This is a genomic window from Stenotrophomonas sp. 05L44_2 (assembly GCF_056665995.1).
The window spans coordinates 1-10,372 of record NZ_JBFTNR010000118.1 but is presented as its reverse complement, the minus strand read 5'-3'; the positions used below and the strand labels follow the sequence as shown (position 1 = coordinate 10,372).

Here is a 10,372-nt window from a genome sequence, read left to right as displayed (position 1 = left end):
GCGGTGGATCGCTAGATCGACAACCTGACCTCGCCGCCGCTGGTGGTGAACTCGCGGCCGTTGCGTACCAGCTGGCGTCCGTCATCAAGCTCATAACGCGGCGTCGCTTCGGAGCCATGCCCACTGCCGCTGGCCTCGGGCTTGAACTCGATGATGATGTGGCTTTCGCCATTGCTGTCGACAGCGGGGAACTGACGGAACGACATGCTTGGCCTCCTTCAGTGGTTCTTCGCTACGCCGCCAGAGTGATCCGGCCGGTGTTAGCCGGCCGTCATCAATCGATGAACTGCAGGCGTGCAAGCTCCGCATACAGGCCGCCTTCAGCCAGCAGCTGCGTATGCGTGCCTTCGGCCACGATACGGCCATGGTCCATCACCACGATGCGGTCGGCCTTCAGCACGGTCGCCAGCCGATGGGCGATGACCACCGTGGTGCGCCCCGCCATCAAGCGTTCCAGCGCCTGCTGCACGCCATGTTCGCTCTGTGCATCSAGCGCRCTGGTSGCYTCGTCGAGCAGCAGGATCGGYGCGTCCTTCAGCAWGGCGCGGGCGATCGCCACGCGCTGCTGCTGGCCACCGGACAGGCGGGCACCGCGCTCGCCCAGTTCGCTGTCGTAGCCCTCTGGCAGCGCACGCAGGAAGGCGTCGGCCTCGGCGGCACGGGCTGCGTCCTCCACCTCGGCGTCACTGGCCTCCAGCCGACCATAGCGGATGTTGTCGCGTGCACTGGAGGCGAACAATGTCGGCTGCTGCGGCACCAGCGCCAGCTGCGCGCGAAGCTCGGCCGGATCGACCTCGCGCACATCGATGCCGTCCACGCAGATGCGGCCGCTTGCCGGATCGTGGAAGCGCAGCAGCATCGACAGCACCGTGCTCTTGCCGGCGCCTGACGGGCCGACCAGGGCGACGGTTTCACCCGGCCGCACGTGCAGGTTGAAATGATCCAGCGCGGCCTGGTCCGGTCGCTGCGGGTAGTTGAATAGCACGTCGTCGAAACGGATCTCGCCACGCAGCGGCTGCGGCAGCGCACGCGGCTTGGCCGGCGCACGGATCTCGATGTCTTCCTGCAGCAGCTCGCCGATGCGGCCCATGCCGCCGGATGCGCGCTGCAGTTCGTTCCACACTTCGGCCAGCGCACCGACCGAACCACCACCGATCAGTGCGTACAGCACGAACTGGCCCAACGTACCGGCGCTGAGCCGCCCGTCGATGACGTCGTGCGCGCCCAGCCACAACACCCCGACAATCGCRCCGAACACCAGCASGATGGCGSTGGCGKTSACSAKCGACTGCGCGCCGATGCGCCGKCGCGCGGCACGGATCGCATCGCCCAGCGCATGGTCGAAACGGCCGCGTTCATAGGGTTCGCGCGCATGCGCTTGCACGGTGCGCACCGCGCCCAGCGTTTCGCTGGCCAGGCTGTTGGCATCGGCAATGCGGTCCTGGCTGCTGCGCGCGATGGTACGCAGCTTGCGCGCGCCGATGATGATCGGCAGCACTGCCAGCGGGATGCCGAGCAGCGACCAGGCGGCCAGCCGCGGACTGGTGACGAACAGCATCGCCAGGCTGCCGACCACGGTGACACTGCTGCGCAGCGCCACGGACATGGTCGAGCCGACCACGCTGCGCAGCAGTTCGCTGTCGGCGGTCAGGCGCGAAACCAGCTCGCCGCTGCGGCTGCGGTCGTGGAAGCCGGCGCCGAGCTGGATCAGGTGCGCGTACAGCCGGCTGCGCAGATCCGCCACGACCTTCTCGCCGAGCAGCGAAACAAAGTAGAAGCGCGCCGCCGTCGCCAACGCCAGCACCACAGCGACCAGCATCAGCAATGCAAAGGCACGGTTGATCTGGCCACCGCTGCTGAAGCCGTGGTCGATCATCTGCTTCACCGCCGGCGGCAGGCTCAGGGTCGCCGCTGAAGAAACGGCCAGGGCCAGCAGCCAGGCGCTGAACAATCCGCTGTGGCGGCGCACGAACGGCCACAGTGTGCGCAGGCTGCCGAGGCGGCGCAGCGGCGGGGAGGCCGGGTCGGTCGCCGGTGCGTCCTTGTCAGTCATCGAAGGGGTCATCTTGGATACGGATACGATCACGGGTGGCGTCGCGCAGGCGGATTTTCAATGCGTCGACCTGGTCTGCGGGCAATTCCACCCGCAATCTCACGCCATTGGCATCGAACTGTTCATCGCGCTTTTCGGCCGCGTGGGCCGGCAGGGCCGCATGCAGCGCGCCCAGGTCCTCGAATCCAGCCACCAGCTGCAGCCGCGCCATCGCCACCAGTGGCAGGCGCGGCGCGGTGCGCAGGCATTCGGCAGCGGCGCCGCCGTAAGCCCGGACCAGGCCACCGGCGCCCAGCTTGATGCCGCCGAACCAGCGGGTGACCACCACCATCACCCGGTCGAATCCCTGCCCATCGATGGCGGCCAGGATCGGGCGGCCCGCGGTGCCGGCGGGCTCGCCGTCATCGCTGGAGCGATAGTCCTGGCCGTGCCGGTAGGCCCAGCAGTTGTGGGTCGCATCGGCTACCGATACGTCCTGCAGAAATGCCATCGCCGCAGACGCGCTCTCGATCGGCGCGGCATGCGCGATGAAGCGACTGTGCTTGACGTCCAGGGTGTGGTTGACCGGTTGGGCGAGGGTATCGGGCATTCCCTTCATTCTACGGGCTTGCCGCCGATGTGCTTCAGTCGTCCAGCAACGGTCGCACATCCTTTGGCAGGCGCGCCTCTGGATACGTCTGCAGGTAACGCTCCAGGCTCGCCCGGGCCAGGTCGCGCTGGCCGGCGTCGCGGCGCTCGCGGATCTTCTGCAGGCGCAAACGCTGTGTCGGCTGCCGGCGCAGGTGGCGGTGCCGGCGCCATCATCGGAGCAGGTGCCTGCCGGGGTGCGGCAGGCGCGGGTTTCACCGCCTCCGCGATGGCTGGTGCCGGAGCCGGTGCTGCCTTGGCCGCCGCAGGTGCCGGTGCTGCGGCCGGTGCAGGTACCGGTGCAGGTACCGGTGCGGCTTCGGTGGCCGCGACATCGGCGGCCGCGCTGTCGTAGGCCGTGCCTTCGGCGCTCGCATCGGCCGCCATTTCCTGTGCAGCCGGCGCGGTGGCAACTGCCTCGGCAGGGGCCGAGGGCGGCTCTGGACGCATCTGCCAGGCGATGCCAACGGCGAACACCGCCGATGCGGCCACGCCGAACACGGCCGGCCAGCGGCGGCGCGGGCGCAGCGTGCGCGGTGCCGCCGGCGCTGGGGCCGCCTCGCGTGCTGGCGTCTCCACGGCCGCACGCGCAGCGGCGAGGATCGCCGCATCCAGTGCCGGCGGAGGGCCCTGTTCGGTGCGGCGCCCAAGCAGGCGTGCCAGTTCGCGTTCTTCCGGCGTCAGTGCATCGTCTCGGTTCATGCGTTCAGTCCCGCACGCAGCTTGTCCATCGCATAGCGCAGCCGCGATTTCACGGTTTCCCGGCCAACGCCGGTGATCTGGCCGATCTCCTCCAGGCTCAGTTCCTGTTCCAGCCGCAGCTGCAGCACTTCGCGCTGTTCTGCGGGCAGTTCTTCCATCGCCAGCTGGATGCGGCGACGTTGCTCGAATTCGGACAATTCCGCTTCCGGTGTCTGCCCATCTTCCAGCGCGGCCAGGCGCAGATCGGCATCGGCCGGTGCAGGGGGGCGATGGCGGGCGGCGCGCCAGTGGTCATTCAGGCGGTTGTGGGCGATGCGGAACAGCCAGGTGCTGAAGGCTGCATCGGCCTGCCAGCCTGCACGCGCGCTGATCACCCGCTGCCAGACGTCCTGGAACATCTCCTCGGCCAGCGCGGTGTCGCGCAGCTGCCGCAGCAGGAAGCCGAACAGGCGCTTGCGATGACGGGCATACAGGCTTTCGAACGCGTGCACTTCACCGGCGGCCCAGGCCAGCATCAAGGCTTCATCGGTTGGCAGGGCGCTGGCATCCACGCCGTACAGGGTAAGCCCTGCAGGCGGTGGCGCATAGCCAGCGATGGGGTGGGACAGGGCGACAGTCACGGCAGGAACCGGGAGGGGATCAACAGGAAAAACGCCCGAGGGCACGTTTCGGGGTTGCCGGGCTTCCATTGCCCCCCGGGTGGCGCGTTATGCTCGGTAATTCAGGGGAGGCGGCGCTCAGGCGGCGCCAAGAGAACGTCATTTGTCCACCGAAGCCGACCGCGCGCTGGAAGCGTCAAACAACGAGCCTGTGCTGAGCGCAGCGCTGGTGCGCGCGCTGCATGCGCTGCTGCCGGAAACGGCGATCGTGCGCGTCGGCTGGGACGATCCGCAGCTCGGCAGCGGGCAGGGCGGTTGGCCGATCGGCGGCGGCGAGGAGGACATCTGGCAGCCGCTGGCCGACCACGCTGAAGGCCGCCACGGCTGGGAATACGACGGCGCCCGGCTGCTGCTGTCGGTACGCGGCGCGACGCCTTCCCCGGCCTGGTGGGGGCTGGCCCGGCAGGCCATGGAGCTGGCCCTGCAGCGGGGCCGCCAGGCGGGGCAGATCAAGGCGCTGGAAGAAGCTGAGCGGTTGCAGCAGGCCCTGTTCCAGATTGCCGACCTGGCCGGTGCCGACCTGGAAATGAGCGAGATGCTGCGCCACGTGCATGGCGTGCTGGGCACGCTGATGTACGCGCAGAACTGCTACATCGTCGAGTATGACGATGCCCGCCGGCAGATCCGCTTCCTGTACTTCGCCGACCAGGTCGATGATTTCGTCGCCGATCCTGCCCAAGGCTACGACATCGACCAGATGCCGCGCAGCCTGACAGTAGCGCTGCTGCGGCATGGCCGGCCGTTGAGCGGGCCTTCGCGCGAACTGCTGGCGCGGGTAGACCAGGAGCACGACCCGCAGCGGGGTCCGGAAAGCCTGGACTGGCTGGGCGTGCCGATGCTGCGCGATGGCCGGGTGTGTGGTGCGATCGTGGTGCAGAGCTACGAGCATGCCGACCGCTACGGCGAGGCCGAACGGGCCCTGCTGGGTTTTGTCGCCCAGCACGTGCAGACCGCCATGGACCGCCGCCAGGCGCAGGTGCGGCTGGAGCAGCAGGTGGAACGCCGCACGCAGGAACTGCAGCGCGCCAATCTCAGCCTGCAGGATGAAGTGGCCGAGCGCCGCCGCGCCGAGCAGTTGCAGACCGCGCTGTACAACATCGCCGAAATGGCGATGTCGGCCGACAGCCTGGCGCAGTTCTACGGGCAGGTGCACGGCGTGGTCGGGCGCTTGCTGGATGCGCGCAATTTCTATATCGCGCTGGTCAATGCCGAGGGCGATGGGCTGGATTTCGTCTATTCGGTCGACGAGCACAACGCGAGTCGTGCACCGCGCGCGTTCAGTCGCGGCCTGACCGAGTATGTGGTCCGCCATCGTCGGCCCCTGCTGGCCTCGCGTGCGCAGATCGATGCGCTGCTGGAAACCGGCGAGGTGCGCGAATCCGGCGCACGTTCGCAGTGCTGGCTCGGCGTGCCGTTGCTGCGCGACGACGAAGTGGTCGGTGCGATCGTGGTGCAGAGTTATACCGAGCAGATCGCCTTCAGCGTGCATGACCAGCGCCTGCTGATCTTCGTTGCGCAGAACATCGGCACCGGTCTTGCGCGCCAGCGCGACCAGCAACGACTGCGCTCGGCGCATGCCGAGCTGGAAAAGCGGGTGGAGGAGCGCACCCGCGAGCTGGGCGAGGTGAACGAAAAACTGCTGGGCCAGATCGGCGAGCGCCTGCGCGCCGAGCAGCGACTGACCCACCAGGCGATGCACGACGCGCTGACCGGACTGCCCAATCGCCTGCACCTGCTGGACAGGCTGCAGGATGCGCTGGCGCTGGCCCGGCGCGAAGGTGGCCCGGTGTTCGCGGTGCTGTTCCTGGACCTKGACCGCTTCAAGCWGGTCAACGACAGCATCGGTCACGCCGCCGGCGATCGCATGCTGGTGGAAGTAGCCAAGCGCATCGTGTCCATGGCCGGCGACAATGATGTGGTGGCGCGCCTGGGCGGTGATGAGTTCGCCGTGCTGCTGCACTGTCCGGAGGGCCTGGCGCAGGCGCTGGATTTCGGCCAGCGGCTGTTGCTGGCACTGCAGGAATCGATGTGGATCGCCGGTCGCGAGCTGTTCCCCTCCGGCAGCCTGGGCATCGCCTTGTGGAACCCGCGCTATCGCACCGGCGAGGAACTGCTGCGCGACGCCGATGCGGCGATGTACCGGGCCAAGGCCCAAGGCCACGACCGCTGCTCGATCTTCGATGAGGAGATGCGCGAGCAGGCGCTGCGCAGCCTGGATCTCGAGGCCGACCTGCGGCGGGCGATCAACAACCGTGATTTCGTGCCGTTCTACCAGCCGATCGTGCGCCTCTCCGACGGCGAGGTGGTCGGCCACGAGGCCCTGCTGCGCTGGAAGCACGAGCGCCGTGGGCTGCTGCTGCCAGGCGCGTTCCTGGAACTGGGTGAGGAAAGTGGCCTGATCGAACAGGTCGACTGGCTGATCTATGAGCAGGTCATTGCCGGCCTTGCCGACGGCGGGCGTGGCTATGTGTCGGTCAACGTGTCGCCACGGCATTTCCGCTCCGCCGAGTTCAGCGGGCGCCTGTATGGCCTGCTGGAGGCGAGCAACGCGGACCCGCGGCGGTTGCGCCTGGAGATCACCGAGGTGGCGCTGCTCGATGACGGTCCACACACGCTGCGCATCCTGAAGGGCCTGCGTGAACGCGGCATCCAGGTGCAGCTGGATGATTTCGGCACGGGTTTCTCGGCGCTGTCCTACCTGCACCGTTTCCCGATCAGCACGTTGAAGATCGACCAGAGCTTCATTGCCGGCCTGCACGGCCCGGAGGCACAGAGCACGCGCGCGCTGGTCGAAGGCGTGCTGTCGCTGGCACGCACGCTGGGCATCGAGACGATCGGCGAAGGCATCGAGACCGAGGCGCAGCGTGACACGCTGTTCGAGCTCGGCTGTGACTACGGCCAGGGCTACCTGCTGGGCCGGCCGGCACCGTGGACGCGCGCGGCAGCCTGAGCCACCGCGCACGTAGTCTTCAACGCAGCGCCGCGCGGCGCTTCTCGTCGATCCACTTCGAGGCCTGGGCCGGCTGGTAGTCCTTCATCCAGGCCAGCATCTCCTCGATGTCCGAGCCGTACCACAGGTCCTGGCGCTGCTCGGGGTGCAGGAAGCGCTCTTCCACCATGCGATCGATCATGCCGATCAACGGCGCATAGAAGCCGTCTACATCGAGGAACGCGCAGGGCTTGTTGCCGATGCCGAGCTGGCGCCAGGTCAGCATCTCGAAGATCTCTTCCATGGTGCCGAAGCCGCCGGGCAGGGCGACGAAGCCATCGGACAGATCGAACATGCGCGACTTGCGCTCATGCATCGAACCGACGATCTCCAGTTCGGTCAGGCCGCGATGGGCCACTTCCCAGTCGGCCAGCTGGCGCGGAATCACGCCGGTGACCTCACCGCCGGCGGCGAGCACGGCATTGGCCACGGTACCCATCAGACCGACATTGCCGCCGCCGTACACCAGGCGCATGCCGTCGCGGGCGATGCGATCGCCCAGCGCGATGGCGCGTTCGGTGTAGACCGGCTTGCTGCCAGCGTTGGAACCGCAGTACACACAGATCGACTTCATGGATCTTCCTGTCTTGGCCGGAAACGAAAACGCCCCGCGGTCAACCAGTGAAGCCGGTCGCAGGGCGGGGTGTCCGGGCAATTATGAGGCTTTGCCGTTGTTCTCTGTAGCGCCGGGCCATGCCCGGCGGCATTTCGTTCAGATCACGGCCAGCCCTTCAGCCGGGCAGCGCCCGGCTCTACGAGGGTCTGGGATTACGCGGCGGCAGCCTGTTCGCGGCGCGGCCCTTCACGCAGCGCACGGCCCACCATGCCTACCAGCAGGTCCAGCTCGCTGCTGTCCATGCCGAAGTGCGGGGTGAAGCGCAGCGAGTTCTCGCCACCATGGATCACGTTGATGCCGTGCTGGCGCAGCCATTCCTCGGTGGAATTGGCGCCATAGCACTTGAACTGTGGGGCCAGTTCGCAGGAGAACAGCAGGCCGGTGCCCTGCACCTTGGTGATCAGGCCGCCCAGTTCGTTCTTCAGCTGCTCCAGCTTGCGCACGGCCTCGGCACCGCGCTCGGCGATGTTGGCGCGGACCTGCGGGGTCAACTGGGCCAGGGTGGCGCAGGCCACGTCCAGCGCACGCGGGTTGCTGGTCATGGTGTTGCCGTAGATGCCCTTGCGGTACAGCTGCGCGGCGTGCTCGGTCACGGCCAGCACCGACAGCGGATACTGCGCGGCGTTCAGTGCCTTGGAGTAGGTTTCCATGTCCGGCGCGTCCAGGCCTTCAAAGCCGGGATAGTCGACCACCGACAGCACGCCGTGGGCGCGCAGGCCGGCCTGGATCGAGTCCAGCAGCAGCAGGCTGCCATGGGCGCGGGTCAGTTCGCGGGCCAGCGCATAGAACGCCGGCGGCACGGAGCGGCCCGGGTCACCTTCGCCCATCACCGGCTCCAGGAACACCGCTTCGATGAACCAGTTGTTGTGCGCGGCATCCTCGAACACCTTGCGCAGGCCGGCCTCGTCGTACGGGGCGACGGTGATCACCGACTCTTCGCCACGGTAGCTGGCCAGGTGCTGCATGTAGGTCTTGCGGCTTGAATCGGAATACAGCGCCGGTCGGTCGGTGCGGCCGTGGAAGCTGCCCTTGATGACTACGCGCTTGATTGCCGCACCGGCATGGCGGGCACCCGGGTCGGTCTGCAGCTTGGCGTTGACGTCGGCGATGCGCGCGGCCAGGCCAACCGCTTCAGAGCCGGAATTCAGGCACATGAAGCGCGTGAACGGGCAGCCGCCACGACGGTGGCCGATCTCGGCCCGCAGCGCGGTGATGAAGCGCTGCTGGGACAGGCTGGGGGTCATGATGTTGGCCATCACCTGCGGCCGTGACATCGCCTCCATGACGGCGTCCGGGGTGTGGCCGAAGCCCAGCATGCCGTAGCCGCCAGCGTCGTACAGCACCGCGCCTTTCAGGGTGACCACCCACGGACCGCGCGCGGCCAACGCCACGTACGGGGTCACCGCATCATCGGCGTAGAAATTGACGAAGCCGTCCTGCATGGCATCGATCTGCGCCTGCTCATCCTGTGCCAGCAGCGGCCCCAGCTCAGCCTGCACGCGCGCGAATTCGGCAGCAGCGGCATCGACCGCGGCGACCAGCTGCGAGTGGTTCGCGGCGAGGGCGGTCAGGGTTGCGTCATCCAGGCCGTTGGTGAGGCGGGTGCCGGGCTGGGCGCGGAGGGGGGCGAGGCGTTCGATGAAGCTCATTGCAGATCTCCTGAAACGTTGGGTCGCACGGGCCTTCAAAAGCAAAACGCGCGTCTTCACGCGCGCTTGGGGCGGGCTCGTGCAGCGGACTTCCTCGTCGATGCTAGCACTTGTTTTTTTGCGCGATAACCCCGCAAAAGACTGCTGCATAGCAGCATTTTGCGCGACGTTCGGCCTCGCTCGTGCCGGCTCGCAGACGCTGGACGTACAATGCGCGCCATTGTCGACCTGTTGCCGTCCACTGCCTTGAAGAAGTCCGATTTCCATTACGAACTGCCGGCCGAACTGATTGCCCAGGCCCCCTTGGCCGAACGCTCGGCGAGCCGCCTGCTGCTGGTGCCACCGGCGCCGACCGCCTTCACCGACCTGCAGGTGCGCGACCTGCCATCGCTGCTGCAACCGGGCGACCTGCTGGTGTTCAACGACACCCGGGTGATTCCGGCGCGCCTGTTCGGGCAGAAGGCCAGCGGTGGCCGCGTGGAGATCCTGATCGAGCGCCTGCTCGGCGGCCAGCAGGCGCGGGCCCAGGTGGGTGCCAGCAAGTCGCCGAAGGCCGGCAGCCGCATCGCCCTGGATGCCGGTGGCGAAGCCGAAGTGCTGGGGCGCGACGGCGAGTTCTACGTGCTGCAGTTCCATGTGCCGGAATCGCTGGAGCAGTGGCTGCTGCACGCTGGCCGGCTGCCGTTGCCGCCCTACATCCAGCGCGAGCCCGGCGTGGACGATCGCGAGCGCTACCAGACCGTGTTCGCGCGCGAAGTGGGCGCCGTGGCGGCACCGACTGCCGGCCTGCACTTCGATGAGGCGCTGCTGGGAGCACTGAAGGACAAGGGCGTGGATTTCGGCCACGTCACCCTGCACGTGGGCGCMGGCACSTTCCAGCCGGTGCGCGCCGACGACCTGAAGGACCACGTCATGCACCGCGAGTGGCTGAACGTCGGTGCCGAGCTGGTGCAGCAGGTGCGACGCACGCGTGCGGCCGGTGGCCGGGTGATCGGCGTCGGCACGACGGTGGTGCGCGCGCTGGAAAGTGCGATGCGTGAGGGGGAGTTGCTGCCGTTCGCGGGCGAAACGCAGATC

General features: G+C 67.9%; 8 protein-coding genes and 1 pseudogene. 2 read left to right on the top strand and 7 right to left on the bottom strand.

Annotation, left to right across the window (positions count from 1 at the left end):
- Positions 1-11 precede the first annotated feature (11 nt).
- The 5 genes and pseudogenes from AC1VAN_RS06140 to AC1VAN_RS06120 all read right to left on the bottom strand — a co-directional run bounded on the left by AC1VAN_RS06140 (position 12) and on the right by AC1VAN_RS06120 (position 3,897).
- Positions 12-206: a hypothetical protein gene (locus AC1VAN_RS06140; RefSeq protein ID WP_025875144.1), complete on the bottom strand. Its 195-nt coding sequence runs from the start codon at positions 204-206 to the stop codon at positions 12-14.
- 68 nt (positions 207-274) lie between these two features.
- Complete coding sequence (locus tag AC1VAN_RS06135; RefSeq protein ID WP_480985463.1) at positions 275-2,053, bottom strand: ABC transporter transmembrane domain-containing protein; 1,779 nt, start codon at positions 2,051-2,053, stop codon at positions 275-277.
- On the bottom strand, positions 2,046-2,642 hold the full coding sequence (locus AC1VAN_RS06130) for an IMPACT family protein (protein WP_032977630.1): 597 nt from the start codon (positions 2,640-2,642) through the stop codon (positions 2,046-2,048). The genes AC1VAN_RS06135 and AC1VAN_RS06130 overlap by 8 nt, the downstream gene beginning before the upstream one ends.
- A gap of 34 nt (positions 2,643-2,676) precedes the next feature.
- Positions 2,677-3,382 (bottom strand): annotated as a pseudogene (locus AC1VAN_RS06125) (hypothetical protein).
- Positions 3,379-3,897, bottom strand: coding sequence for an RNA polymerase sigma factor (locus AC1VAN_RS06120; protein ID WP_229291374.1), 519 nt, complete (start codon positions 3,895-3,897; stop codon positions 3,379-3,381). Before AC1VAN_RS06120 ends, AC1VAN_RS06125 begins: the two are co-directional and overlap by 4 nt.
- 247 nt (positions 3,898-4,144) lie before the next feature.
- On the opposite strand from AC1VAN_RS06120, the gene AC1VAN_RS06115 reads away from it, so the two are divergent.
- A complete protein-coding gene (locus AC1VAN_RS06115; RefSeq protein ID WP_480985462.1) occupies positions 4,145-6,991 on the top strand; it encodes a bifunctional diguanylate cyclase/phosphodiesterase in 2,847 nt (948 codons plus the stop codon).
- A 19-nt stretch (positions 6,992-7,010) separates the two neighbouring features.
- Here the strand turns inward: AC1VAN_RS06115 and AC1VAN_RS06110 are convergent, their stop codons facing one another.
- Both AC1VAN_RS06110 and AC1VAN_RS06105 read right to left on the bottom strand, forming a co-directional pair.
- A complete protein-coding gene (locus AC1VAN_RS06110) occupies positions 7,011-7,604 on the bottom strand; it encodes an LOG family protein (protein WP_032977621.1) in 594 nt (197 codons plus the stop codon).
- A gap of 194 nt (positions 7,605-7,798) precedes the next feature.
- A complete protein-coding gene (locus AC1VAN_RS06105; RefSeq protein ID WP_032977620.1) occupies positions 7,799-9,295 on the bottom strand; it encodes an aminotransferase class III-fold pyridoxal phosphate-dependent enzyme in 1,497 nt (498 codons plus the stop codon).
- 210 nt (positions 9,296-9,505) lie between these two features.
- On the opposite strand from AC1VAN_RS06105, the gene queA reads away from it, so the two are divergent.
- A partial coding sequence (gene queA, locus AC1VAN_RS06100; RefSeq protein WP_480985461.1) for a tRNA preQ1(34) S-adenosylmethionine ribosyltransferase-isomerase QueA occupies positions 9,506-10,372 on the top strand: 867 nt, incomplete at its 3' end.

Bases quoted from the DNA above. Each gene is read 5' to 3' on its own strand.
- AC1VAN_RS06130 (WP_032977630.1), bottom strand. From the start codon at position 2,642: ATGCCCGATACCCTCGCCCAACCGGTCAACCACACCCTGGACGTCAAG.
- AC1VAN_RS06110 (WP_032977621.1), bottom strand. From the start codon at position 7,604: ATGAAGTCGATCTGTGTGTACTGCGGTTCCAACGCTGGCAGCAAGCCG.
- AC1VAN_RS06105 (WP_032977620.1), bottom strand. From the start codon at position 9,295: ATGAGCTTCATCGAACGCCTCGCCCCCCTCCGCGCCCAGCCCGGCACC.
- AC1VAN_RS06140 (WP_025875144.1), bottom strand. From the start codon at position 206: ATGTCGTTCCGTCAGTTCCCCGCTGTCGACAGCAATGGCGAAAGCCAC.
- AC1VAN_RS06120 (WP_229291374.1), bottom strand. From the start codon at position 3,897: ATGCTGGCCTGGGCCGCCGGTGAAGTGCACGCGTTCGAAAGCCTGTAT.